Below are 25233 nucleotides of genomic sequence, written 5' to 3'. Positions count from 1 at the left end.
CTTAAACAGAGGCCAGATGACGTGCTGGCTTGTCATCTGAATCCATCTGACGCAGGCGCTCATTGAGCCAGTCCAGAATCACCGGGAAGTGATCCACCCAGGCATCATCGTGCTGCAACATCGACAGCGGTCCGTAGTTACGCAGATTGCCATCGCGCTTACCGAGCACCAGCAGACGACCGTTGTGAGTCCCCAGCTCGCGCATAAACTCACGCACATCGGCCAGATGATCGCCATAGCCGCCTTGGCGACGGGCTAAATACAAACTGGCCGGCCAATCCAGCTGGGTAGCGGCGGCGGCGTAATCAAAGCTGTCTGAGCCCGGACCGTGCCAGTCGCCGTCATTCCAGGCTTTGGCATCCTGAAATAACTGCAGCGATTCGGCATTCATCGACTTGCGGAACCAATGCAGAGGCACTTCACCTTTTAAACTGCCTAATAACGGCAGCAGTCGCTGCCAGACAAAGGCATCCCAACCGCCATGTGCCACACCGCCCAAACGAGTGCTGCGACGCGTCCCCAGGTGCACCATGCCAGCGACCTGAGGCCGCATTGCCGAAATACGCGCATAGGCCGATGCCAGCAAGACACCACCAAAGCCCTCGCCAACCAAAAACACGGGCTTGCCGTTGGCAATGCGTCGCGCCTCAGCGGCCAGGCGAGGCAAGTCTTCGCGGATCATCACGCCGGCGCCATGGTTCAGCTGACGGCTGCGATGCGGCCAACTTTGCCCTTGGCCGATCATATCCGGAACGATACAGGTATAACCCATTTCAGAAAGGTAATTGGCCAGACCATGGCCATCTTGCAAGAACACATCACCCTGGTTACCCAGGCCGTGCACCATCAACACCACAGCGGTGGATTGCTCCGGCGCCAGTTGCCGAACAAACAGATGCCCCCCGCCAACCGTGGGGACTTTTAACCTTTCTTCATGAACGCTTTGCTTCATGCTGCTAGCACCTGCTGCCATTGCTTGTTCAGACGCTTGGCCGAGACGGGGTGTCTGGTGCCTAAGGTCTGAGCAAAGAGTGAAACCCGATATTCTTCCAACATCCAGCGGAACTCAGTAAGGGCTTCGCTCGGAATTTGCTGTTGCTGCAAGGCATCTGCCTTGGCTTGGTAAAGTTGCCAGAAGTTCGCCAACTCCTCTACCAACAGGTTCTCATTTCCCGCTATACCGCCCGACCGATTCAGGCGTCGGTCGGCGGCGTCCAGGTAACGGGTCAATTCCGTGCGCCACTGCGCCGGGGTCTGGCTGATAAAACCCGGATAGACCAGTCGGTCCAGTTGCGCCGCTATATCGGAATAGATAAAAGCGGTGGCAAAGGACACCTTACCCTTCAGTTGTTTACGCACCTGATGATGTCGCTGTAGAACATCGTGAGCCAGTTTAGCCAGACGTTCACCCGCTTCAACCAGATCACCGCGCCCCTGTTCCAGCCAGGCTTCAAAAGCAGCCCGATCACGGGGTAAATCATCGCTCAGGGCATCGTCCAAAGCCGCCCAGAGTATATCTGCTTTCAGTCGTTCTGCCTGACCGTAAGGCGCAAACAGCAAGGCGCTTTGCTGGAACTGCGGCAGATGCTTGCCCAGATAATCCAGTGTTGACGCCAGGCGAAAACTGGCCAGCCGCAACAATCCCTGGCGATGCTGATGCCGCGCCCAATCCGGGTGAGTAAAACGCTCTACCGCTACTGCATTTACTTTATCGACCAGAGCCGGATAAACCTCAACCTGAATGCCCGCCTGGATGGAGTGTTCCACATCCGCTAATTCGCCTAGGTCCCAATCGGTCATATGGCTGGGTTGCTGCTGACGGGATTGGTTGGCCTTCGGCTTGGCCGTATCGCGCGCCGAGCCGGCATTAGCCGGTTCGATCAAGGCCTGATAATCGCGCCCCTCAGCAACCGTCTTGCCGGCTTCATCGACCACGCGATAACGCAATCTCAGATGCGGCTCTAACTGATCGAGCCGCCACTCATTTTCCGGCACTCGAATCCCGGTCATCCGAAACAGCCGTTCACCAATGGCTTTGTGCAAAGGCGTGTCGCTGACTTCCAGACTCTCCAGCAGGGCGTCGGCAAAATCTGGAACCGGCACAAAATTCCGTCGATAGGCTTTGGGCAGGGCTTTTAACAACGCGATGATTTTTTCCCGCCGCAACCCTGGCACCAGCCAATCGAGCCGCGCTGCGGGTAATTGCGCCATAGCACCGGCGGGCACCGTCAAGGTCACACCGTCGGCTTCATGACCCGGCTCGAAGCGATAACTGAGCGGCAGTTTCATGCGCTCGACCAGCAGATGATCGGGATACTGCGCTTCGGTGATCTGCTCTGCCTGGTGCTGCATCAACTTGTCGGGCGTCAGTTCCAGATCGACATCCGGTTGCTTTTTCAGCCAAGCGTGGAAACCAGCGCTGTTGACGACGTCAGCCGGAATGCGTTCGTCGTAGAAAGCGACCAGGGTTTCGTCGTCGACCAGAATATCGCGGCGTCGGGCCTTGTCTTCCAGCGCCACCACTTCGCCCATACGAGCTCGATTGTTATGGAAAAATTTGGCTTTGGTCTGAAATTCACCTTCCACCAACGCCGAGCGGATAAAGATCGCCCTCGCCTGCGCCGGATCAATGCGACCGAAATGCACGCTGCGCTGACTGACAATGGGCAGCCCATAGAGCGTCAAGGTCTCCTTGGCGATCACTTCACCGCGCTTTTTCTCCCAATGCGGATCGCTGTACTGACGCTTCACCAGATGCTCGGCCAGAGGTTCCAGCCAGCGCGGCTCAATGCGCGCCACGGTGCGCGCAAACAGTTGAGTGGTTTCCACCAGCTCGGCGGCAACCAGCCATTTCGGGCCGCGCCGTGACAAGGCGCTCGAGGGATGAATCCGGCACTGGCGACCGCGCGCTGCGGTGTACTGGCGATCTTCCTTAAAGGCCGCAATCTGGCTCAGCAAACCAGCGGCCAGCGACTTATGAATGGACTCATAACCGGCCGGTTCCGCATTGGCTTTATAACCCAAATCGCGACACAACAAGGTCAACTGGCGATGAATATCGCGCCATTCGCGCATGCGCAGATAATTCAGAAACTGTTGTTTGCAGTACTTGCGCAACTGCCCCTGACTGAGTGTTTGGCGCTGTTCTTCGTAGCGCTGCCAGAGGTTCCAGAAGGCCACAAAATCGGAGTCTTTATCTTTGTCCTGAGCGTGTTTTTCGGCCGCAGCCTGCTGTTTTTCCTGTGGCCGTTCACGCGGATCGGGCAATGACAGCGCACTGGCAATCACCAGTACTTCGGCCAGTGCTTTCTGGCGGTTGGCTTCGATCACCATCCGGCCCAGACGCGGGTCCACCGGCAGGCGCGCCAGTTCTTTACCCAGCGGCGTTAAGCGCCCCTTGTCGTTCACTGCCGCCAGTTCGCTGAGCAGAGTGTAGCCATCGCGAATCTGGCGTTGATCCGGCGCTTCCAGAAACGGAAAATCTTCCACCAGGCCCAAACGCATTTGCAGCATCTGCAAAATCACCGAGGCAAGATTGGTGCGCAGAATTTCCGGATCGGTGAACTCGGGTCGTTGCTGGAAATCTTCTTCGTCGTAAAGCCGGATACAGAGCCCCGGAGCAATACGGCCACAACGACCAGCGCGCTGGTTGGCCGACGCTTGCGACACCGGCTCGATTGGCAAGCGCTGCACCTTGGAACGCGTCGAATAACGGCTGATGCGCACCAGGCCAGAATCGACCACATAGTGAATACCCGGCACCGTCAGCGAGGTTTCCGCCACGTTGGTGGAAAGCACAATGCGGCGGCCGCTGTGGTCACTGAAAATGCGCTGCTGCTCGCTGGCGCTGAGCCGGGCATAGAGCGGCATCAACTCGGTATCGCGCAGTTGGGCACGCTTGAGCGTCTGCACCGTTTCACGGATTTCGCGCTCGCCGGGCATAAACACCAAGACATCACCGCCGCGACTGTGGGTCTCGCCGGCCCTTTCCAAGCGCTCAATTTCCTCGATCGCATTAAGGACGGCACCGGGCAGATCGGCGGCGTAATCGTCTTCATCCGGACTCATCGGTCGATACAACACATCCACCGGGAAGGTCCGACCCGAGACTTCAATCACCGGCGCGCCATCAAAATGTTCAGCGAAACGCGCTACATCGATGGTGGCCGAGGTGATGATCAGCTTCAGATCCGGCCGTTTGGGCAATAAACGCTTCAGGTAACCCAGCAGGAAATCGATGTTCAGACTGCGCTCGTGCGCTTCATCAATGATCAGGGTGTCGTAACGATTCAGGTAAGGGTCGTGCTGAATCTCATTGAGCAGGATGCCGTCTGTCATCAGCTTGATCAGGGTGTTGTCAGCCGTGGCATCGGTGAAGCGCACCTGATAACCCACCGCCTGACCGAGGCTGACATTCAATTCTTCGGCAATGCGGTCGGCGACCGACCGAGCTGCCAGTCGCCGCGGCTGACTGTGGCCAATCTGTCCTGCCAGGCCACGACCGGCCTGTAAGCACAGCTTAGGTAATTGAGTGGTTTTACCCGACCCTGTTTCACCGGCAACGATCACCACCTGATGCTGCTCGATAGCGCTGCGAATATCGTCGGCCCGCTCGCTGACCGGCAGGGTCTCGTTCAACTTGATGTCAGGCACACTGGCCACGCGCTGATCAAAAGCTGCGCGCGAGCGCTCAAACACCTCGGTCACGGCGCGCTCCAGCTTGTCTGCAGGTTGATCAGCCTGCAGTTGTTGCTGCCATTGGGCACAACGACCTTGCAGATAATGACGGTCGCGCACCAGGCAGCGATCCAACTGCTGCAAAATGGTGGTGGGTGTGACGGTTTGACTCATGCAGTCCGGTTACAGCTCAAAGGCGTGGATTATAGGGGCGCTGAGGATGGATCAAAACCCGCTTATCGTCAGTACAAACAAAAATCCCGGCACCAGGCCGGGATTGTCAGAGCGACAGCAGCGAATTACTCGGAATCGCGCAGCTCCCGGCGCAATACTTTGCCGACGTTGGTTTTCGGCAGTTCATCGCGGAATTCAAACAGACGCGGCACCTTGTATCCGGTCAGGCTTTCACGGCAGAAATCGATCAGTTCCTGCTCTTCGACCGGCTCGCGGGCGACCACAAAGACTTTGACCGCTTCGCCGGTTTTTTCGTGAGGAACACCAACAGCCGCACATTCCACCACTTTCGGATGCGCCGACAAGACGTCCTCGACTTCGTTCGGATAGACGTTGAAACCAGAGACCACAATCATGTCTTTCTTGCGATCGACGATCTTCATATAGCCGTCTTCCTGAAGTACGGCGATATCGCCGGTTTTCAGCCAGCCATCCGCATCGATCGTCTTGGCGGTATCGTCTGGGCGGTTCCAATAGCCTTTCATCACCTGAGGGCCGCGCACCTGCAATTCACCCGGTTCATTAAAGCCCTGCAGCTTGCCGTCGTCGTCACAGATACGCACTTCGGTGCTCGGTGTCGGAATACCGATGGTACCAAGCTGCTGGAAACCGGTCGGGTTGAACGACAGCACCGGAGACGATTCGGTCATACCGTAGCCTTCAGACACCGGGCAGCCGGTCATGGCTTCCCAGCGTTCAGCGGTCGAGCGGTTCAACGCCATGCCGCCGGAAATCACCAGCTTAAGGGCACTGCAATCGACGTTCTTAAACTCGTCATTGTTCATCAAGGCGACAAACAAGGTATTCAGACCCGCAAAACCGGTAAAGCGATACTTCTTCAGCTCACCAATAAAGCCGGGAATATCACGCGGGTTGGGGATCAGAATATTGTGGTTACCGGTCAGCATGATGGTCATGCAGTTCACGGTAAAAGCGTAAATATGGTACAGCGGCAAGGGTGCGATAAAGGTTTCTTCGCCGTCATTCAGTGCCAGTTTAAAGAACTGGTAGCACTGCAACATATTGGCGATGAGGTTGCGGTTGGTCAGCTCGGCGCCTTTGGCAACACCCGTAGTGCCGCCGGTGTATTGCAGGATGATAGTGTCTTCGTGCGCCGCTGCCGTCCGCTTGAATGACTGACCAGCACCCTTTTTCAGTGCCTGACGGAAAGAGCCGACACGGCTGGCATCATAGGCCGGAATCATCTTTTTAACACGCTTGACCACGGTGTTGATCAGCACGCGTTTGAAGCCCGGGTGCAGATCGGCGATTTCCGTGACCAGAATCCGCTCTACCGGGGTTTTCGGCTGCACGCGGATGGCCTGAGCTGCCATACCGGCATAAACCACCAGCGCCTTGGCACCCGAGTCGTTCATCTGATGCTCCAACTCGCGATCGGTATAGAGCGGGTTGGTATTAACCACGGTCATGCCGGCGCGCAACGCACCGAAGACAGCGATGGGGTATTGCAGAATATTGGGCAACTGGACGGCGATGCGGTCGCCTGGCTGTAAATCGGTTTCGTTTTGCAAGTAGGCGGCGAAGGCCGCTGAGAGACGATCAAGGTCCGCGTAGGTCAGCGTTTTGCCCATGCAGGTATAGGCCGGTTTGTCGGCAAATTCGCGGGTTTTTTCGTCAAACATGTCCAGGACACTGTCATACAGCTCCGGGTCGATGCTGGCCTGCATCCCGGCCGGATAAGCATTATGAGTATAAGCTTCAGTCATGGGCACTCCTGACATTCTTGTTGTATGCACGCTGGTTGAACCAAAAAATACCGCTGATTCAAACGCTCGTTTAAACGTATCGGGCGGCGATTGTCCCCTGATTAGCAAGGCAAATTCAACTCTTTAATGCCAAAAGCGCACAGAGAAACAGATCAGGAAGCTGGCCCGAGCGGGCCAGCGGAAGGAGCGATCAACGGTTGGCCTGGGCGTCGTCCTCGTCGTCATCGCCATCTTCTTCGGCAAACGGATCGTCATCGTCCAGCGACAGACCTTCCAGTTCAGACATGTCCTCTTCGATATTACTGATATCAAACAGATCATCTTCGTCATCACCGGCCTGGGTTCTCGGCATTTCAGCATCCTCGGCCCTGCCTTCATCCAGCTCCCCCAGATAGTCCTGCGGCGAGCGTTCCGGTTCCGGCTCTTCAAGATCCATCGGATCGCCCAGATCCAACTCGCTGGGTTCCAACTCCAGCTCCGGATCGACCTGATCGCTCACCAGTGGCGCTTCGCCATCCCAGTCGGCCAGTTCAGGCACGTCGTCCTCGCCAAAGCCAGCGGCCAGATCCAGCTCATCGACATCATTACTGCGGATATCCGGCGCCGGATCTTCTTTGAGTTCGTCGTCATTGCCCCGCAATTTGCCGCGATGCTCCAGGCGCCTGAAGAAGGCAAAGAAGGCGAGCAATATCAACAGACCTGGAGCGGCATACAGCAGGTAGCGCAACCAGGGGATATTGCGTTCTGGACCGGCAGCAGAGCTGCCTTCCCATTCGGCCTCTTCATCGACAAGGGCGTCATCCGTGTCCATGGCGGTAGTGGATTCCGGCCGGGTTGTCGGCGCTTGAGCACTGCCCTGCTGCTGCCCCGGCGCTGTCATATCTGAAGTGATTTCAGCAAACCGCGGCATTGGCTCTTTGACATAAGGAATCGCCAGTTCCGCCTCATCGCCGGATGCATCCATCGCCATCTCAGCATCGCCGGCTGCCATGTCATCGGCCATGGATTCATCCATGTCACCGGCCATGGCCTGTTCATCGCTCGCTGCGTCGGCCTGTTGCGCCGCCTGCTCTGCTGCTGCAGCCGCTGCTGCCATAGCCTGGGCCTCCGCCTCAGCACGTGCCTGAGCCGCTGCTGCAGCGGCCGCCTGCGGGTCCCAGACGCGCGGCTGTGCCGGGTCGATGGGCAATGTCAGAGTCAGCGGATCGACGCCCAGATCGTTGACCGCTCGACCATCAAAACGCATATCACCGAGCACCGTCAGTTGGTAATCACCCGGCTCGGCGTCACCGTCCAGCGTCATGCTGTAGTAACCACCGTTTTGCATTTCAAACGGAATCTCGCGTTGCCAGCCTTGCGGACTGGTGACCTGGGCGCGTAAATCTTCATCGCCGGGCTGCAATTCTGAATGCGCCGGATAGAGCCGCCACTGATAATCGCCATCGACGACCAGCACTTCGGACATAAAGGGCGGGCGATTCTGGAAAGTCCGGCGTAACAAGCGTTGGAAAGTACCGCCGTCAACGCGCACAGAGACGGTCAAGGGACCTTCGTCATAGACGTTGAGCAGGTTGCCCGCGAGCATACCACTGCGCCAGCGCACACCGCTGCGAACCTCATCGTTGACGGTAACCGTCGGTTCCATCACCTGGGTCAGTTCGTCTGGGACCGGCTGACCATTTTGGTCCACCGCTTCCAGCTCCATATGGATGGGCTGCCCCATCAAGGTCACCGATCCACCCGGCTGACGCCAGCGCAGGTTCATATCGGACACCACGGATATGCGCGAACCTTCACTGATCTGGCCGGTAATCGACCAGCGACCGGTCTGCGGCTGACGCTGGGTTACCAGGGTATAACCTGGTCCGACACGCCACTGCTGACCCAAGGCCGGCGACAAAGCCGTGGTGGTTTCCCCACTCGGGCTGACCAGACCCATCTCGCCGCGCTCGTGCAGCACCAGGGCGGTCACTTCGGATATCTGGGAGTCGACTTCGAAACCGGCGTTGTCGATCGGAATTTCGTTACCGGTTTCAACGGCCTGCAGCACATCGAGGATAAAAGACTGAATGTCGGCCGCCGAATCAACCTGCGCAAACACGCCACCGGACTGACTGGCCATCTGTTCCAGCAAACCGCTGTCGGCCGCCTCGGTCAGCGCCAGACTGTGAATGCGAGCGCCGGCATTGGCGTAACGCGGTAACACCGAATTAAGAATGCGATCACGCTCGACTTGATTGACCTGAGCGTTGGGAGCGATGTCCACCTGACCATCGGTGATCAAGACCACATCGGTCGGTGCCTGATAGTTGGAGTAGCCAAAGTCGTAACTGGCCTGATCCATAACCGCGCCCAGATTAGTGCGCTGTGCGATAGGTTCCAGGGCGGCAACGGCCGCGCGCGCCTGCTCACGCCATTCATCATCAACGGTATCGTGTTCCACCAACAGATTGACGTATTGGCCGAAGGTCCAGATGCCCGCCTCACTGCCATCCGCCAGCGAATCAATCAGCAGGTTAATGGCCGGAGTTCGTTGGTTCTGCGGATCGGTCTGGACCATGGATCCGGAAATATCGATCAGCACACGGACGTCAGTCGGTGTCTGGGTGGTTTCTTCAGCGGCCAGGCTCGTCCAGGCAAGGACCAGCGAGGTCGATAACAGGCGGAAAAACAGTCGCACGGAATTCGCACACTCAGTCGTTTGGAATCGGTTTTCTATAGATCGGCCGAGACTGCGTGGCCTTGAGGCGGGAGCGAGGACCTCCTTGTCCTCAATCACTAAATATCGGTTGGCAGGATCAGCTCATCCGCGCCAACAGGCGGCGTCCGCCGTCGGTCAGGTGCCAGCGAACACCCTGCTTACCAGTGATGCGACCCGCTAAATTGCGCGCCACCATGATCTCCAAGGTTTTGATCATGGTCGGTTCGTCTACATCCACTTCTTTGCACAGGCCACCCAGTGACCGGAAAATATAGCGCCCATTGCCCAGCGTCTTAAGGACATTGGCGGTGGTGACATCCGGTTCTTCTTCCGGCGTGATCGGTTCGGGTTCTACTTTGAGGTCTTCCTCGGTTTCCGTTTCGATCAACGGACGCAATTCGTTCTGTACCAAATACAGTTCATGCATGACCCGATCGGATTGCTCACGCGCCCGACGCGCTTCCGACAATATCCGATCAGACACGCTGGTGACCAGAAAACGACTGGCGATAGCGGCAATCAAACAGAAGCCGGTGAAAATCAGAAAACGGGTGGAATCCTGGCTGCTTTCAGTAATCAGGTCGCTGTTAACCAGCGCCAAAATCACCGGTACCAGGAAAGATGCGCCAATGCCCACAACCAGACTGCGCGGCAGACTGGTGGTGTCCGGGTCGTATTGGGACTGCATGTAGTAATTTACCAGTCCGCCAAAAACGCCGGCCATGAGCATAACGGCAACTAGAACGAAAATATGGTTGGCCATGCCTACTCCTTGAGTGCCCCTAAGGGAAAAACGGGCGGTAATCCGCCTCTTTCGTAACAACTAAACGGTCTAAGGTATAGCAGAATGCGTGCCGGAATAAAATTCAGCCGGTTTCGCCATCACCGCTGGCTTGTTTCTCGTAGGCCTTCATCGCTCGCATGCGCATGCCGATAGAGACCAAAACAATCACCAGCGTGCCGACCAGTATGGCTTGAATCATTGGCATCAGCACCTGCAGCGAACCGCCGACGCCGACATCGAGAAAGTCAAAAGCACCGACAATAATGGCCGGCGCATAATAAGGCTCTGGCTCAGTCGCTTGCCAGGGTGTGAGCACGACACACAAATAGAGCCAGGTCAGCCACCAGCGCAGCGGTCGCCACGGCAACAATCGGCCGAACCGCCAAATCACCACCCAGAAGCCGACCACACCCAAACCGTAGATGGTGGCTGCTGTCCAGTACAGATCTTCGTAGATCATCCGTTCACCTTTACCGACACCTCTTAGAGGTTATCAATGATGTATTCTTCCCAATCCTGTTCCGGCACGCTGTCATCGGCGACCAGATCCCAGTGGGCTATGGATTGCTGCGTCTGGTGAATACGCTGGGCGTCACCGGCAACCAGCGGATGCCAGTCCGGCAGGTCCTGCCCTTCAGCAACCAGCCGATAGGCACAGGTCGACGGCAGCCAAAAGAAGTCGTCGACATCGTCGGGGGTTAACCAGACGCAATTCGGCACCAGTTGCTGGCGTTTATCGTACACGCTGCAACGGCAGTCTGAGGTCATATAGTGACAGACCAGACGCGTGGCGTAGACCTCGCCGCTGTCTTCATCCTGCAACTTCTGCAAACAGCATTTGCCGCAACCGTCGCACAGCGACTCCCATTCGCTGCGACTCATCTGCGCCAGCGTTTTGGTGCGCCAAAAAGGTTGCTGCATCGCCATCAGCTGTCTCCCTGCCAATTGGCCAGGGTTGCTGCTGACGGCGGCATCTGCAAGTAGAAGCCTTTCTCAATGATGTCATTGAGCACTCGGACCACATCCACCCGGGCCAGACGCCGCTCGGGCGTCAATAACAGATCCATAACGTGTTCGGGTTCGCCAAATTGTGTCTGCAGCGCTTCGGGTAATTCATCAAACTGTGCCGGGCGCGGCAGATAGAGATACATTTCGGCGCGACGCGGCGAACGAAAGATACTCACCAGAGCGCGTTCAGTCGTTGGCTGCATCACGCTGCTCCTCCAGATACTGCACCAAGGGTTCGGCTACTAACCGTTGCCGCCAGCCCTGCAAGGGCGCCGGCGCCTGATAAGCGCCTTGCGGATAGCCACTGCGCACCAGTGCTTCCAGCTGTTTGCGACGTGCCAGCACTTCGACCGGCACCGCTAATTGCTCCGCCAACTGACTCAGATGTTGTTTCAAATCACGCATCAGATCCGCTTGCGCTACCGGCAACGGACCCGGCACACGCTCTGGCCACTGCTCACGAGGTGCGGCTTTTGCCTGCTCCAGAATATCGAGCACCGCCTGACCAAAGAGCCGGACTTTACGCGGATGCAAGCCTTTAAGGTTACCGAGCGCATTGTGGCTGGTCGGCATGCTGTCGGCGATTTGAATGATCTCGGCATCCGACAAGATACGCGAACGATTGACGTCCTGTTCGCGCGCCTGTAGCTCTCGCCATTGCGCCAGCTGCTGCAACGCCATCAGGCGCTCACCCTTCAGTTTCCAGGCGCCGCGCAACCGCAGGTAATAGACCGCAGGATCGCTAGGCAGGCTATCGGCGGCGGCACGGTTGCTGTCTTCAATAACCCAATCGAAGCGATGCTGTTCACGCAGCCCAGGCGCCAATTGATTGAAGAGTTTTTCCAGCCAGTAGACGTCGGCCGCTGCGTATTCGCACTGGACCGCATCCAAAGGACGTTTTAGCCAGTCGCTGCGCGTGGCTTCTTTGGGCAACTGCACATCAAAGACAGCGTCCACCAGGCGCGCAAAGCCCATTTGCAGATCATGATTGGCCAGAGCCGCGGCAATCTGGGTATCGAAGACGGGAGCGACTTTAGCGCCGGTGCTGTGCAACAGAACTTCGGCGTCTTCCGATAACGAATGAAAGACCTTGATGATGGCGGGATTTTCGAGAATATCGACCAGCGGCGCCCAGTCGGTAATCGTCAGCGGATCAATCAGACTGCACTGACCATGGAGCGCCACCTGAATCAAACCCAGGCGTGCAAAGTAGGTTTCGGTGCGCACAAATTCGGTATCCAGCGCCAGAACCTCGGCTTTCGACCAACGCTGGCACGCCTCGGCCAGGGCCGAATCCCCGGAAATCCAGATCGGACTATCAGTCATGCTCGAAGCCAAGCTTCCTCCGATCGCTGAGCGCATGAGACAAGGTGCTGCTATCGATCCGACCCAGCTCGCGTCCGGACGGTACGCCCTGAGCCAGACGGGAAATCTCCACATCCAGTGGTCGCAGCTGCTCAATCAGATAGTGCGCCGTCGCTTCACCTTCCATATTGGCATTGGTGGCCAGAACCACCTCGCGCACCTGCGCATCACGGACGCGCGATACCAGCATGGGCACACCCAATTGTTCCGGGCCGATGCCGTCAATCGGCGATAGCTGGCCCTGCAAAATAAAGTAATGCCCCTGATAACTGCCGGACATCTCGATGGCTTCGCGATCGGCTGGCGTTTCCACCACGCACAGCAGTGTCGCATCGCGGTCAGTGTCGCTGCACACTTCGCACAGCGGCTGTTCACTGAGCGCACGACAACGCTCACAGTGGCGGACGCCGTCAAGCGCCGCGGACAACGCCTGAGCCAGCACAGCAGCGCCAGCGCGATCACGCTCCAGCAGTTGCAACGCCATGCGTTGTGCCGAACGCGTGCCAACCCCAGGCAATACCTGGAGCGCATCCATCAATTGTTCGGTCAGCGGGGTGTAACTCATCTACGGCCGTCTTAGAAAGGCATCTTGAAGCCAGGTGGCAGTTGCATGCCGGCGGTCACCGACGACATCTTCTCCTGGCTGTAGGCTTCAACCTTGCGCACGGCATCGTTCACCGCCGCGGCGAGCAGATCTTCCAGCAGTTCTTTGTCTTCCTGCATCACAGAGTCATCGAGCGTGACCTGTTTGACATCGTGGCGACCATTCATCACCACCTTGACCAGACCCGCACCGGATTCGCCGGTCACCTGTGCATTGGCGACCTCCTCCTGCATGCGCTGCATATCTTCCTGCATCTTCTGGGCCTGTTTCATCAGATTACCCATGCCACCTTTCATCGTTTCAGGCTCCTGTCGGTAAAGGGTTAAAACGGGGTTGGACGGTATCGGTGCGCAGCTCGGCGGAAAAATCGCTGACCAGCGACTGAATAAACCGATCCTCTTGCAAATCTGTGACCGCCTGCTCCCAGGCGGCGCGATTTAATTGATCAAGCCACGCCTGAGGTGTTTGCTCGGCGGCACCAAACTCATAGTCAAAACCCTGAAAATCGGGCAACACACCGGCCAAAGCTTCACGCAGACGCTGACAGTGAGTGTCGTTCATCAACTTGCGATAGTTGGTGGCGATCAACAGTTGAGCGCGGCCGGAAGCGTAGCCCTGCCATTGCGAATGGGCAAAGAGCGTCCGGGTCATACCGCTTAAACCCAACTTATATAAAGTCACCTGCCACCAGCGACGCGGGTCGGCCTGAAAGTCCACTTCCGGCCAGCGCGCCGGATTAACGGCTTCATCGGAGGTTGCCTGGGTCGCAGCAGGTTGGACCGATGTGGGCTGAACCGATGCTGGCTCAGAACTGGCTTCAGGCGCATTACTCTCTGGCTCAGTCGCCGATACTGCTGCCTCGGGTTCGGGCGTCGGTGCCGCCGACTCAGACTGAACGTCAGCTTCTTCCCAAGGCGGTGATGCCTCAGGCTGGACGCTATCGCTGGCTGAATCTGGCTCAGTAACGGTTTCCGGCGCAATGTCCGCTGCCGACATCGTCGCTGGCTCAGGCTCAGGCTCTGTTACCGGTTCAGTAACGGCTTCAACTGGCTCTGCTGCCAGTGGTGAGGGTTGTTCTGGGCTGACTGGCTGAGAGTTAAGGCTCTCAGGCTCAACCGTTTCAGTTTGTTTTTCGCTCGATTCAAACGAATTGGAGACCGCAGCAGAGCTATCTTCCGGCGGCGCAACTTGCGCCGGTGGTGGTGTCGGCTCTTCAGACGATGCTGGTTCGGGTTGCTCTGATTGCGCTTGCGGTTGCGGATCGGCAATGGTCTGCCCAGCCAAAGGCGGCAGATCCGACACCGACCGCGCCGGGCTCGGACTGAACGCCAACATACGCAGCAGCGCCATTTCAAAGCCGGCGCGTTCGCTCGGCGCCAGGGCCAGATCTTTTACCGAGGCCGTGCCCAACTGATAGAACAGATGCACGTCTTCCGGCTGGGCGGCTTGAGCCAAAGCCGCCAGCGCATCGCGGTCGCCTTTGGAGTTATCCAAGGCATCGGGCGCGGCCTGCGCAATCGCCACCCGGTGCAGGGTCGACAGCAACTCGTTCATCAGCGCCCGGAAATCCGGGGTATGCTCCGCCAGTTCCGCCACTTGCGACATTAGACCGGCGGCGTCTTTCTCCACCAGACTGCGCACCAGATTCAGCACCCGCTTAAGATCGACGGTGCCGAGCATGGAGGCCACTTCGGTCTCACGCAGCTGGCCTTCGCCAAAGGCAATGGCCTGATCGGTCAGACTGAGCGCATCGCGCATACTGCCGGCGGCTGCTTCCGCCAGCAGCCACAAAGAAGGATCGTCATAAGCCACCTGCTCCTGCACCAGAATATGCTGCAGATAACCGACGATGCCTTCGCGCGTCATGCTCTTCAGATTGAACTGTAAACAGCGCGACAACACCGTCACCGGCAGTTTTTGCGGATCGGTGGTGGCGAGCAGGAATTTGACGTGCGGAGGTGGTTCTTCGAGCGTTTTGAGCAAGGCATTGAAGCTGTGCGTCGACAGCATATGCACTTCGTCGATCAGATAGATCTTGTAGCGACCACGCGTCGGCGCGTACTGGACGTTATCGAGCAGCTCACGAGTGTCTTCCACCCGGGTGCGCGAAGCAGCGTCGATTTCCAGCAAATCGACAAAACGTCCCTCGGCAATCTCGCGGCAGGCCGAACAAACACCACAGGGGCGCGAACTAACGCCTTCTTCGCAATTCAGACTTTTAGCCAGCAAACGCGCCAGGGTGGTTTTACCGACACCACGGGTGCCGGTAAACAGATAGGCGTGATGCAGCCGCTGCTGGTCCAGGGCGTTGACCAGGGCTTTTAGGACGTGGGCCTGGCCCACCATGTCAGCGAAGGTGGCCGGGCGCCACTTGCGTGCCAGTACCTGATAGGACATGACGGCTCGGGGTTGCGAATTCGACGGACGCCTATCCTAACCGGGATGAGCTGGCGCTGCCAGATGGTTAGGAAAAAACGAAGTAAAACAGAGGCTTAGAAAGACTGGGTGGCGGCTCCATCAGCCACACCCCGGCACCCGATACAGCCGCTACCGTTGCTCCCTTCCGGGCCTGGCGGGATTCACGACTTCTCGTTGCGGGGGGACCGACAGAGCCACCCTAACAGAGCGCGGCATTATGCCTGCCTAAATAAAAATCTCAAGCGCTGCAGAGCTTCTATACTCGCACTAGACAACACCACTGAATCGTCGATATGTCGTTCAAACCAGCCAGAGAGATTTATCAATGAAACGCCTCGAACCCACTTTGCAGTTTCGACTGCTGCTGGCAATTTTGGTCAGCATCCTGGCTATGGCAGTGATCGCCTTTACCGGGATTTTCTCCATGCAACGCTCGGTGAACAACCTGGAGAACGTGCTAACAGAGCTGAAAACACTGGAAAAAAATGCTGATCTCGCCAATCTGGATTTCAAACGCCAGGTCCAGGAATGGAAAAATGTGCTGTTGCGCGGCCAGGACCCGGAACGCATGGAGCGCTACTGGAGCAGCTTCCAGACGCTGGAGCAAGACGTTCAGAGCAGAGTTCAGCTCTTGGTTGATGGCCTGTCCGATAACCCCGAACTGCGCGCCATCGCCGAACAGTTTCTGATTGATCACCGCAATATGGGCATTGCCTACGCAGAAGGTCGACAAGCCTTTATCCGCAGCGGCTTTGATCATACCGTCGGTGATGCAGCGGTTTCAGGCATTGATCGAGCGCCCTCGGCGGCAATGGAAGACCTGGGTCTGCAACTGGCCGAACGCGCTAACATGGCTTCCGCTCAGGCCAGTCAGAATGCCGATACCACCTTAACCATTTCGTTGAGTTTTGCGGTGGCCTGCAGCCTGATCATCCTGGGCGCCATTCTGGTCTTTGTTCGCGCCTCCATTATCAAGCCAATCCACCAGCTAAAGGCTGGTGTGGAACATATTCAGCAAGGCCAATACGATCAGCCCATCAAACTGAAACGGCGCGATGAACTGGGCGATCTGGCGCTAACGCTCGATTTTCTGCGCAGCTTTCTGAACGACATGATTACCGATCTGGAACGCAACGGCAGAGCGTTGCAAAATGCCGTTAACAAGCTCGACACCATGTCCGGTGGCCTCGCCAGAACCACCGCCGACCAAAGCGATCTCAGTCATCAGGTCGCCACGGCGATTGAACAAATGGAAGCGGCGTCGCGCGAAGTCGCCGGCAATGCAGCAGAGACGGCCGAAGCCACCAACCACACCGAAAAACTGGCACGCAGCGGTGGCGACTCCATGCAACGCGCACAACACACCATGCAAAAGCTGGTCAACGATACCGAATCGACCGCTGAAGCCATTTCCCGCCTGGCACAGGAATCGGAAAACGTCGGCTCGGTGCTGACCGTTATCAAAGGCATCGCCGAGCAAACCAATCTGTTGGCGCTGAACGCGGCGATTGAAGCGGCACGCGCCGGTGAACAAGGACGCGGCTTCGCTGTGGTCGCCGATGAAGTGCGCTCGCTGGCAGAAAAAACTCAGCAATCGACCGTCGAAATCCAAAACATCCTGGAATCCATTCGTGGTGGCGCTGAAGAATCGGTTCGCGCCATGGAAACCGGTCGCGGCCAAACTGAATCCACCGCCAGCCAGGTGGTCGAGGTCGGTACTCATCTGAATGAAATTCTGGTCGCCATCACTCAGATCAATGAAAAAAACCAGCAGATTGCCACCGCCGCCGAAGAACAAACCAGCGTTGCCGGATCGCTCAGCGAATTGATTATGCAGATTCGCAACCTGGCCGAAGATACCTCCGGGGAAAGTCGCGACGCCCATGCGTTGAGCGAAGAGCTGTCGCAATTGGCGACAGATTTTAATCGCCAACTGACGCAGTTGCGCAGCGGCAGGCAGTAATCCACAACGGTGACAGCGGCGTAATGTGTCTTTGGATTTGGTAATGAGTCGTAAAGTATGTCGAAACTGACCTTGGCCGTTAGCAGCTGTTTACTGGGTGAAGAGGTACGCTTCAACGGCGGTCATAAACTGCATCGCTGGCTAACCGATTCACTCGGTCAGTTTGCTGACTTTCGCCCTTACTGCCCCGAAGTTGGCATCGGTTTAGGCATACCGCGCGAAACCATTCGACTGATCCAGGCCGATGCGGGCACCCGTGCCGTCAACAGCAGCGATGCCAGTGTCGATCACACCGATGCCTTGCGCCGCTATGCCGAAGGCATCCTACCTGAACTGGAAGACATCGACGGCTATGTGGTCATGCAGGGTTCACCCTCGTGCGGCATGGAAAGGGTCAAACTCTATACCGATAAACCGGTTCCGGAAAAAAGCGCCGTCGGCATTCACACCCAAGTCATCCTGGAGCACTACCCCTGGTTACCCGTCGAGGAAAGTGGCCGCTTAAGCGATCCCGGCCTGGCGGAAAACTTTGTGCAGCGGCTTTATGTTTATCATCAATGGCGTACTGAACAACCCTGGCAATCGGCCAAAGGTTTGATCGACTTTCACGCCCGACAAAAATATCTATTAATGATGCACGATTACAATCGCTACAAGTCTCTGGGGCAATTACTGTCGGATTTAAGCGATCGCAGTCAGTTGGCTGAACTCGGTCATCGCTATTTAACCGAATTGATGAGCGCCTTGAAAAAAGTGCCCAGCCGGGGCCAACGCGTCAATGTATTGCAGCACCTGATGGGCTACTTCAAACAACAATTAAGCGACAAGGAAAAAGCCTCGCTGCGGCACAGCATCGATCAATACCAACAGGCCATCGTGCCCTTTATCGTACCGGTTGCGATGATCAAACATTATGTGTTTCTGCACGGCGACGACTTTCCTTATCTGCGCCAACAAACCGTTCTCGACCCTTATCCGGAATCATTGGGCCTGCGCAATCCGATTTAACCAACAGTGAACCAAACCACCCTCCCGGTGCGTACAAGGACACCAGCATCATTCACTGTACCAGCCACTAAGGAATCGCTGTGACCGCTACGCATCTGGTTTGGTTTCGCAACGATTTGCGTACCCACGACAACGCCGCTTTAACTCAGGCTTGTTCACTGGCCGGGCAAGGTGACCGCGTTCAGGCGGTATTTTTGTGGACACCCCAGCAGTGGGATCGACACGACTACGGCCAGCCGCGACGCTTTGCCTGGCTCGATGCGTTAAGAACTTTAGAACAACGCCTCGCGCGCCTGGGCATTGGCTTAGCGCTGATCGAATCGAGCGACTGGCAACAGGGCGTCAGCGATTTGCTGCAATTGGCAAAGCAACTCAAGGCGCGCTCAATCAGTTTTCATCGCGAGTTCGGTTGGGATGAAGTCAAGCGCGATCATCTGGCGCTAACCTCAGCTCATCAAGCAGGCCTGGAAACTCATATTTTTGAAGACCGTGTCACCCAGGAACCGAGTCAATTGCTGACCGGCCAGGGAGAAATGTATCGCGTCTTCACACCCTACAAGAAAAGCTGGTTACGCCAGCACGCCAATGCACCCTTGGCGCCACCCTTACCAGAACCATCACCCATCGGTGACGCCATTAAACCCAGTTGCCAATTTCCCGATGCGCAATCGCCCAAGGCAGTCGAACTACCGTTAAACGAAGATGCAGCGCTGAATCAACTTGAAGATTTTTTGCACAGCGCAGCAAGCGATTACCAACAAGACCGTGATTTCCCCGGTATCGAAGGCACCTCACGACTATCGGCAGCGCTGGCCAATGGCGCCGTCAGTTTGCGCCAGTGTTTGCATGCCAGTCTGAATCACCCCGATCGCGATCGGCCGGGTTTGCAGGCCTGGATATCCGAACTGATCTGGCGCGAGTTCTATCACTACTTATTGTACTGGCGTCCGGAACTGGCCAAACACCAACCTTTTTATCCGCGCTGGGATGCTTTTCCCTGGCGTGATGATGCAGCCTTACTGACCGCCTGGCAGCAAGGTCAGACCGGCGTGCCCATTGTCGATGCCGGCATGCGTCAACTGGCCTACTCCGGTTGGATGCACAATCGGGTGCGGATGATTGTTGCCATGTATCTGGTGAAAATCATGCAGCTTAATTGGCGTGACGGTGAGCGCTGGTTCGCCCGGTCCTTGCTCGATATCGACTTCGCCAGCAACAACGGCGGCTGGCAATGGTGTGCGGCCACTGGTGTCGATGCCGCGCCCTATTTCCGTATTTTTAATCCGACCACCCAGTCACAACGCTTTGATCCAACAGGCGACTACATTCGTCGCTGGGTGCCTGAACTGGCATCACTGAACAGCAAACAAATTCATGAGCCACCAACAATGCCCGATTACCCGGCACCTCTGGTGGACTACGCCGGTGCCCGCGCGCAAACGCTGGCGCTGTTCAAGCAACTTTAACCAGACCACAAACCGAGCAGACAACTATGTCGATGATCGAACGTATTAAAACGCTTTACGCCGAGTTGGGACCCGACAACGTCACACGCGAACGTTTGGCGCAGGTCTATGGTGAACAGGCTGTCTTTATCGACCCGATGCATCGCATCGACGGGCTCGATCAATTGGAGCGTTATTTCGTCAACCTCTACCGCAACCTGGATGAAATCAACTTTCGCTACCTGAGTCATTGGGAAAACGACGGTGAAGCCATGCTGCGCTGGGAAATGACCTACGCTCATCCCAAGGTGGCCGGCGGTCGCCCCATTACCATGCCCGGAGTTACCTATCTGCAGTTCGACGACCGCATTCAACTGCACCAGGATTATTTCGACAGCAATCAGATGCTGTTTGACCACCTGCCGGTGCTCGGCTCCATTCTTGGCTGGCTGAAAGGCCGACTGAACAACTGATATTTTTTGGGAATCGTTTTATGAGCAGTCAACGCATTGCCATCATCGGCAGCGGCATCGCCGGCCTCACCACCGCCCGGTTATTGCACGAGCATTACAACATCGAAGTCTATGAGCAAAACGAAGTGCTCGGCGGTCACACCCACACTCAAGACATCGAAATTGATGGCACCGTCTATCCGGTTAACACCGGCTTTATCGTTTACAACGACTGGGTTTATCACAATTTTAATCGGCTGATGGCGCCATTGGATGTGCAGCGCGAAGCCACCGAAATGAGTTTCAGCGTGCGCGACGATGCCAGTGGCCTGGAGTACAACGGCCACAATCTGGACACCCTCTTTGCCCAGCGTCGCAATTTTTTCCGCCCGTCATTCTGGCGCATGATCCGGGACATCCTGCGCTTTAATAAACGCAGCCAGGCCGACCTGGATGCCGGTCGCCTTACGCCCGAACTGACGCTCGGTGACTACCTGCGTCAAGGTGGTTACGGGCAAGCCTTTATCCATCACTACATCATTCCGATGGGCGCGGCGATCTGGTCATCAGGTGAAGCGGATATGGACGCTTTTCCGGCGCTGTTTTTCGTGCGTTTTTTCAAAAACCACGGCTTGCTGTCGGTGAAAAACCGACCGCAATGGTATGTCATCAAAGGCGGTTCACGCGCCTACATCGATCCGTTGATCGAACCGTTCCGCGACAAGGTACATACCCTGCATCGCATTGAGCGAGTCGAACGCGATGCCGACGGCGTGACGCTGCATTTTTATAACGGCCATCAGGAACGCTTTGATCAGGTCGTGTTCGCCTGCCACAGCGACCAGGCATTGGCTTTACTGGCTGACCCCAGTGACGCCGAGCGACAGATTCTCAGTGCCATTCCCTACAGCCAGAACGAAGTGGTACTGCACACCGACGACAGTCTGTTACCCAAGCGCCGCAAAGCCTGGGCCGCCTGGAATTACCATCTGCCAAAGCAAGCGGATGAGGCCGTGGGCCTGACCTACAACATGAATATCCTGCAGAACTTCAAGGATGCACCGGTAACCTTTTGCGTCACCTTAAATCGCACTAGCGAAATCGCGCCGGACAAAATTATCAATCGGTTTAATTACGCTCACCCGGTGTTTTCCAAAGCCGGGATCGAAGCGCAGCAAGACTATCACCGCATCGGCAATCAAAACCGCAGCCATTTTTGTGGCGCTTACTGGTTCAACGGTTTTCATGAAGATGGCGTCAACAGCGCCTTGCGCGTGGTTCGCGATCTGGGCGTGGAGCCATGGCAATGAACAGTCGCATTTACCAGGGCTGGGTTCGGCATCGTCGCTACGCGCCGCGTAACCATCGACTGAATTACCCGCTCTTTATGCTCTATCTGGATTTGGACGAAATTGACGAGGTTTTTGCGCAGTCTAGATTCTGGTCGCGCGAACGATTCAACTGGGCCAGCTTCCGACGGGACGATTATTTCGCACCGCAAAAAGACGACCTCAAAGGCGCCGTGATTGAACGCATGGTTGAACTCAGCGACATCGAACCAGCGCGGTTTCACTCGGTGCGTATGCTGACGCATCTGCGTTATCTGGGCATTTCCTTTAACCCGGTGACCGTCTATTACGCCTTTGATGCGCAGGACAAGCTGCTCGCCATCATGCCGGAAGTCACCAACACGCCCTGGGGCGAGCGACATCAATACGTGCTGACTGTGCAGCCGGGCGACGGCGGCCACGAGCCCAGCCGTCAGCACCGTCACTACCACGAATATCGTCTGGCCAAGGCATTTCATGTATCGCCTTTTCTACCCATGGATATGGACTACCGTTGGGTATTCGGTGCACCGGAACAAACCCTGAGAGTGCACCTGGAAAATTACCAGGACGGCGAACGCCGCTTCGATGCCACCCTGGTTATGGAAGCCAGTGCGGTGAATCGCCGCACTATGAATCGAGCGCTCATCCGTTTTCCGTGGATGACCGTAAAAGTCGTGACCGGCATTTACTGGCACGCCTTAAGGCTCTGGTTGAAAGGCATTCCCTTTTACCCTCATCCGCACAAGGACAAGAAGGAAACATCGGCATGACCATCGCTTCAACGCAATCGACCCCGCGCTCGGCAACGCTGAGCCGACGACTGCTGTGCAAAGCTCTCAGTCGATTCACCCAAGGTTCACTGACGCTGGAAGACGCTGACGGCCGTGAGGTTTTCGGCAAGCTGGACAGCCCTGGCCCGCACGCCAGCGTCCGCATTCACAACACTCGCGTCTATCGCGAAATGCTCACCGGTGGCGATTTGGCCGCGGCCGAATGTTATGTCGCCGGCTTCTGGGACACTCCAGACTTGACCGCTGTAGTGCGCGTCTTTGCGGCCAATCTCGATACCACCGGCGGACTCAATAAAACCCTGGGTCGTATCACCAAACCGCTGCTGCGTTTTGCGCACTGGCTAAACCGCAACGACAAAGCCGGATCACGGCGCAACATCCGTGCGCACTATGATTTGGGTAACGATCTGTTCGAAACCTTTCTCGATCCCTCGATGATGTATTCCAGCGCGTTTTATCCAAACGAAAACACCTCACTGGAAGAAGCGCAGCGTTTTCGCTTGGATCGCATCTGCCAGAAACTGGCACTCAACGCCGATGATCACTTACTGGAAATCGGCACCGGCTGGGGTGGTCTGGCGATCCACGCCGCGCAACATTACGGTTGCCGCGTCACCACGACGACCATCTCGGACGAGCAATACGACTACGCCGCCAAACGCATCGAGGCTGCCGGATTGAGCGATCGTATTCGTCTGCTCAAAAAGGATTACCGTGACCTGGAAGGTCAGTATTCCAAGCTGGTCTCAATCGAAATGATCGAAGCGGTCGGCCACAATTATCTGCCCAGTTATTTCCGCGTCCTGTCCGAGCGACTCGATGACCAGGGCGTTGCCTTGCTGCAGTGCATCACCCTGCCCGACCAACGCTACGATCGTTATCGCAAGAGCGTCGACTTTATTCGCAAATACATCTTCCCCGGTGGTCATCTGCCGTCGCTTTCTGTCTTGCAAGACAACCTGAAACGCTACACCGATATGCAGACGCTGCACCTGGAAGACATGACCGAACACTACGCGCTGACGTTAAAAGAATGGCATCGACGTTTTGTGCAAGCGCGCGATCAAATAACGGCTTTGGGCTATGACGATCGTTTCCAGCGTCTGTGGCGTTATTATTTTTCTTACTGTGAAGGCGGCTTTGCCGAGCGCGCCATCAATACCCATCAGGTGGTATTCGCCAAAGCCGGGCATCGCCGTTTGTGGGTCACACCGTGAACCGAGCGGTCGGTTTACAGCTGTTTAATTACGCCGGCTTTCAAGCCGGCTGGTTCTTGCTGGTATTAACGCGCTCACCCTGGGCCTTGCTCTGGGTCGCTGTTTTTTTGCTGTGTCATTACCGCTGGTTGGCACAGCCTGGAGAATGGCGCCAGGTGCTTCCCATCATGATCTTCGGCGCCACCATCGACCTGCTCTGGCATCTGTCACCCTGGGTGGAATTCACCGGTGCCGGCTGGCCCATGCCGTTGTGGTTAATCGGATTATGGCTGATGTTCCCACTGACGCTAAACCATTCGCTGGCCTGGCTTGCTGATCGCCCGCTGTTGCAAATTTTCGGTGGTATTTTCGGCGCCGGTGGCAGCTACCTCGGCGGCGCAGCACTGGGGGCGGCAGACATTTCCGGCCCAGCCTGGTGGCTGGTTCCGCTGGGTTGGGGATTGTGGCTGCCGCTGTTTTATTACGGCAATCGTACCTTGGCAACGGCATCACCATGATTCAAAAAACACTGGCGACTTTTTTGCTGTGCGGATCGGTCTGCGCACAAACCCAAAATTTTACCGGCACTGCTTTTGCGCTCGACAGTGAGCGTGAGTTGTATCGCGAACAACACCAATTAACGCTCAACAATGGCGAGCCGGTATCCGAACAGGTGCGTTACCTCGCCCCGGATGGTCAGTTACTGGGCGAAAAAAACATGAGCTACAACGAACCGGCACGGCCTGGTTATGAGTTGGTATTACCCGCACTGGATCGGACCGAAAGTGTTAGGCCCGACAGAGACGGTGTAACGATCGTCAGCCGCAAAGAAGGTCGCCTCGGCTGGCCGCAACAGACCGCCATCATCGACGCTGGCTTTCACTACTTCATTCTGGATCATTTCGACGCGCTCGAGCGTGGCCAGACACTCGATATTCAGTTTCTGACGCCCAGCCGGTTGAGCTGGATAGCGCTGTCGATCGAACCGGAAACGCCCCGAGACGACCAACTGGTGCTGCAGCTGCGCCCGCAAAACCAGGTGCTACGCTGGCTGATCGACCCCATCGAGCTGACCTACAGCCGCAGCCAACAACGCCTGTTGCAGTATCGCGGCCTGACCAATCTGCCCAATGGTAACGAGGGCAATTTTAAGGCGCGCATCGTCTATCAATATTCGGAGCCCGAGCAATGAACAGCCGCACTCTGATCAGTCGATTCAGCTTTATTATCGGCCTGCTGTTATCCGCCTTGTTGGTCGGCTGGATGTTATACACCTCGCCCTGGGATCGTTTTGGCAGCGAAGGCAACTGGTTGCTCAGCCACAGCTGGGGACAGATCGCCCTGCTGGATCTGTACGCTGGTTTCTTTCTGGCCCTGGCACTGGTGTGGCGCTTCGAAACGCAGCGCTGGCTGTGCTGGTTAATGACCATCGCCCTGCCTTTACTGGGCAATCCGGTACTGGCGATCTGGTTGCTCTGGCGCTGGCGAACACTGTTGAGAATGGCGTCAAATCGGGAAATTGGCTAAGC

22 protein-coding genes and 1 other RNA gene are annotated in these 25233 nt (G+C 56.7%); 10 read left to right on the top strand and 13 right to left on the bottom strand.

Features of this window, described 5'->3' with window-relative positions; translation table 11 throughout:
• Position 1 precedes the first annotated feature (1 nt).
• The 13 genes from ABMA60_RS06760 to ffs all read right to left on the bottom strand — a co-directional run bounded on the left by ABMA60_RS06760 (position 2) and on the right by ffs (position 15709).
• Positions 2–952 carry an alpha/beta fold hydrolase gene (locus tag ABMA60_RS06760; RefSeq protein WP_392800582.1) on the bottom strand — a complete coding sequence of 317 codons (951 nt, stop codon included), beginning with the start codon at positions 950–952 and terminating at the stop codon, positions 2–4.
• A complete protein-coding gene (hrpA, locus tag ABMA60_RS06755) occupies positions 949–4851 on the bottom strand; it encodes an ATP-dependent RNA helicase HrpA (RefSeq protein WP_392800579.1) in 3903 nt (1300 codons plus the stop codon). Before hrpA ends, ABMA60_RS06760 begins: the two co-directional genes overlap by 4 nt.
• 125 nt (positions 4852–4976) lie before the next feature.
• Complete coding sequence (locus ABMA60_RS06750) at positions 4977–6638, bottom strand: AMP-binding protein (protein ID WP_392800576.1); 1662 nt, start codon at positions 6636–6638, stop codon at positions 4977–4979.
• 190 nt (positions 6639–6828) lie between these two features.
• Positions 6829–9318, bottom strand: a complete 2490-nt coding sequence (locus ABMA60_RS06745) for a VWA domain-containing protein (RefSeq protein ID WP_392800573.1) — start codon at positions 9316–9318, stop codon at positions 6829–6831.
• Positions 9319–9436: 118 nt separating this feature from the next.
• A complete protein-coding gene (locus ABMA60_RS06740) occupies positions 9437–10102 on the bottom strand; it encodes a YEATS-associated helix-containing protein (protein ID WP_392800570.1) in 666 nt (221 codons plus the stop codon).
• A gap of 103 nt (positions 10103–10205) precedes the next feature.
• Positions 10206–10583, bottom strand: coding sequence for a hypothetical protein (locus ABMA60_RS06735; protein ID WP_392800567.1), 378 nt, complete (start codon positions 10581–10583; stop codon positions 10206–10208).
• 23 nt (positions 10584–10606) lie between these two features.
• Positions 10607–11050 carry a YcgN family cysteine cluster protein gene (locus tag ABMA60_RS06730; RefSeq protein ID WP_392800564.1) on the bottom strand — a complete coding sequence of 148 codons (444 nt, stop codon included), beginning with the start codon at positions 11048–11050 and terminating at the stop codon, positions 10607–10609.
• Positions 11050–11334: a YcgL domain-containing protein gene (locus tag ABMA60_RS06725; RefSeq protein WP_392800561.1), complete on the bottom strand. Its 285-nt coding sequence runs from the start codon at positions 11332–11334 to the stop codon at positions 11050–11052. The genes ABMA60_RS06730 and ABMA60_RS06725 overlap by 1 nt, the downstream gene beginning before the upstream one ends.
• A complete protein-coding gene (gene rnd, locus ABMA60_RS06720) occupies positions 11318–12457 on the bottom strand; it encodes a ribonuclease D (protein ID WP_392800558.1) in 1140 nt (379 codons plus the stop codon). Before rnd ends, ABMA60_RS06725 begins: the two co-directional genes overlap by 17 nt.
• Positions 12450–13061 carry a recombination mediator RecR gene (recR, locus tag ABMA60_RS06715; protein ID WP_392800555.1) on the bottom strand — a complete coding sequence of 204 codons (612 nt, stop codon included), beginning with the start codon at positions 13059–13061 and terminating at the stop codon, positions 12450–12452. The genes rnd and recR overlap by 8 nt, the downstream gene beginning before the upstream one ends.
• A gap of 11 nt (positions 13062–13072) precedes the next feature.
• Complete coding sequence (locus ABMA60_RS06710; RefSeq protein ID WP_392800552.1) at positions 13073–13396, bottom strand: YbaB/EbfC family nucleoid-associated protein; 324 nt, start codon at positions 13394–13396, stop codon at positions 13073–13075.
• Between the two features lie 4 nt (positions 13397–13400).
• On the bottom strand, positions 13401–15497 hold the full coding sequence (gene dnaX / locus ABMA60_RS06705) for a DNA polymerase III subunit gamma/tau (protein ID WP_392800549.1): 2097 nt from the start codon (positions 15495–15497) through the stop codon (positions 13401–13403).
• Positions 15498–15612: 115 nt separating this feature from the next.
• An RNA gene (gene ffs / locus ABMA60_RS06700) (signal recognition particle sRNA small type) lies at positions 15613–15709 on the bottom strand.
• 134 nt (positions 15710–15843) lie between these two features.
• On the opposite strand from ffs, the gene ABMA60_RS06695 reads away from it, so the two are divergent.
• From ABMA60_RS06695 to ABMA60_RS06650, 10 genes are all read left to right on the top strand, one after another.
• On the top strand, positions 15844–17481 hold the full coding sequence (locus ABMA60_RS06695) for a methyl-accepting chemotaxis protein (protein ID WP_392800546.1): 1638 nt from the start codon (positions 15844–15846) through the stop codon (positions 17479–17481).
• A gap of 57 nt (positions 17482–17538) precedes the next feature.
• On the top strand, positions 17539–18489 hold the full coding sequence (locus tag ABMA60_RS06690; RefSeq protein ID WP_392800543.1) for a YbgA family protein: 951 nt from the start codon (positions 17539–17541) through the stop codon (positions 18487–18489).
• 80 nt (positions 18490–18569) lie between these two features.
• Positions 18570–19955 (top strand): cryptochrome/photolyase family protein, encoded by a 1386-nt coding sequence (locus ABMA60_RS06685; protein WP_392800541.1) that lies wholly within the window; start codon positions 18570–18572, stop codon positions 19953–19955.
• A 26-nt stretch (positions 19956–19981) separates the two neighbouring features.
• The gene (locus tag ABMA60_RS06680; protein ID WP_392800538.1) at positions 19982–20407 is read left to right on the top strand and encodes a nuclear transport factor 2 family protein; all 426 of its coding nucleotides are present in this window, start codon (positions 19982–19984) and stop codon (positions 20405–20407) included.
• A 20-nt stretch (positions 20408–20427) separates the two neighbouring features.
• On the top strand, positions 20428–21696 hold the full coding sequence (locus tag ABMA60_RS06675; RefSeq protein ID WP_392800535.1) for an NAD(P)/FAD-dependent oxidoreductase: 1269 nt from the start codon (positions 20428–20430) through the stop codon (positions 21694–21696).
• Entirely contained in the window at positions 21693–22487 is a 795-nt protein-coding gene (locus ABMA60_RS06670; RefSeq protein ID WP_392800532.1) for a DUF1365 domain-containing protein, read from the top strand. Before ABMA60_RS06675 ends, ABMA60_RS06670 begins: the two co-directional genes overlap by 4 nt.
• Positions 22484–23725 (top strand): class I SAM-dependent methyltransferase, encoded by a 1242-nt coding sequence (locus ABMA60_RS06665; protein ID WP_392800529.1) that lies wholly within the window; start codon positions 22484–22486, stop codon positions 23723–23725. Before ABMA60_RS06670 ends, ABMA60_RS06665 begins: the two co-directional genes overlap by 4 nt.
• The gene (locus tag ABMA60_RS06660) at positions 23722–24222 is read left to right on the top strand and encodes a DUF2878 domain-containing protein (RefSeq protein WP_392800526.1); all 501 of its coding nucleotides are present in this window, start codon (positions 23722–23724) and stop codon (positions 24220–24222) included. The genes ABMA60_RS06665 and ABMA60_RS06660 overlap by 4 nt, the downstream gene beginning before the upstream one ends.
• The gene (locus ABMA60_RS06655; RefSeq protein ID WP_392800523.1) at positions 24219–24896 is read left to right on the top strand and encodes a hypothetical protein; all 678 of its coding nucleotides are present in this window, start codon (positions 24219–24221) and stop codon (positions 24894–24896) included. Before ABMA60_RS06660 ends, ABMA60_RS06655 begins: the two co-directional genes overlap by 4 nt.
• Positions 24893–25231 (top strand): hypothetical protein, encoded by a 339-nt coding sequence (locus ABMA60_RS06650; protein WP_392800520.1) that lies wholly within the window; start codon positions 24893–24895, stop codon positions 25229–25231. The genes ABMA60_RS06655 and ABMA60_RS06650 overlap by 4 nt, the downstream gene beginning before the upstream one ends.
• The last annotated feature ends 2 nt before the right edge of the window (positions 25232–25233 follow it).

Source organism: Saccharospirillum sp. HFRX-2 (genome assembly GCF_043196805.1).
In the GTDB taxonomy this organism is placed as follows: domain Bacteria; phylum Pseudomonadota; class Gammaproteobacteria; order Pseudomonadales; family Natronospirillaceae; genus Saccharospirillum.
The sequence above is the reverse complement of the archived record's forward strand: the minus strand, read 5'-3'. Positions and strand labels throughout refer to the sequence as shown.

Excerpts from the sequence above, each read along its gene's own strand:
- ABMA60_RS06680 (WP_392800538.1), top strand. The coding sequence starts at position 19,982 with ATGTCGATGATCGAACGTATTAAAACGCTTTACGCCGAGTTGGGACCC.
- ABMA60_RS06695 (WP_392800546.1), top strand. The coding sequence starts at position 15,844 with ATGAAACGCCTCGAACCCACTTTGCAGTTTCGACTGCTGCTGGCAATT.
- ABMA60_RS06655 (WP_392800523.1), top strand. The coding sequence starts at position 24,219 with ATGATTCAAAAAACACTGGCGACTTTTTTGCTGTGCGGATCGGTCTGC.
- ABMA60_RS06750 (WP_392800576.1), bottom strand. The coding sequence starts at position 6,638 with ATGACTGAAGCTTATACTCATAATGCTTATCCGGCCGGGATGCAGGCC.
- ABMA60_RS06735 (WP_392800567.1), bottom strand. The coding sequence starts at position 10,583 with ATGATCTACGAAGATCTGTACTGGACAGCAGCCACCATCTACGGTTTG.
- recR (WP_392800555.1), bottom strand. The coding sequence starts at position 13,061 with ATGAGTTACACCCCGCTGACCGAACAATTGATGGATGCGCTCCAGGTA.
- rnd (WP_392800558.1), bottom strand. The coding sequence starts at position 12,457 with ATGACTGATAGTCCGATCTGGATTTCCGGGGATTCGGCCCTGGCCGAG.
- ABMA60_RS06760 (WP_392800582.1), bottom strand. The coding sequence starts at position 952 with ATGAAGCAAAGCGTTCATGAAGAAAGGTTAAAAGTCCCCACGGTTGGC.
- ABMA60_RS06650 (WP_392800520.1), top strand. The coding sequence starts at position 24,893 with ATGAACAGCCGCACTCTGATCAGTCGATTCAGCTTTATTATCGGCCTG.
- ABMA60_RS06690 (WP_392800543.1), top strand. The coding sequence starts at position 17,539 with ATGTCGAAACTGACCTTGGCCGTTAGCAGCTGTTTACTGGGTGAAGAG.
- dnaX (WP_392800549.1), bottom strand. The coding sequence starts at position 15,497 with ATGTCCTATCAGGTACTGGCACGCAAGTGGCGCCCGGCCACCTTCGCT.
- ABMA60_RS06675 (WP_392800535.1), top strand. The coding sequence starts at position 20,428 with ATGAGCAGTCAACGCATTGCCATCATCGGCAGCGGCATCGCCGGCCTC.
- ABMA60_RS06740 (WP_392800570.1), bottom strand. The coding sequence starts at position 10,102 with ATGGCCAACCATATTTTCGTTCTAGTTGCCGTTATGCTCATGGCCGGC.
- ABMA60_RS06725 (WP_392800561.1), bottom strand. The coding sequence starts at position 11,334 with ATGCAGCCAACGACTGAACGCGCTCTGGTGAGTATCTTTCGTTCGCCG.
- ABMA60_RS06665 (WP_392800529.1), top strand. The coding sequence starts at position 22,484 with ATGACCATCGCTTCAACGCAATCGACCCCGCGCTCGGCAACGCTGAGC.
- ABMA60_RS06670 (WP_392800532.1), top strand. The coding sequence starts at position 21,693 with ATGAACAGTCGCATTTACCAGGGCTGGGTTCGGCATCGTCGCTACGCG.
- ABMA60_RS06730 (WP_392800564.1), bottom strand. The coding sequence starts at position 11,050 with ATGGCGATGCAGCAACCTTTTTGGCGCACCAAAACGCTGGCGCAGATG.
- ABMA60_RS06710 (WP_392800552.1), bottom strand. The coding sequence starts at position 13,396 with ATGAAAGGTGGCATGGGTAATCTGATGAAACAGGCCCAGAAGATGCAG.
- hrpA (WP_392800579.1), bottom strand. The coding sequence starts at position 4,851 with ATGAGTCAAACCGTCACACCCACCACCATTTTGCAGCAGTTGGATCGC.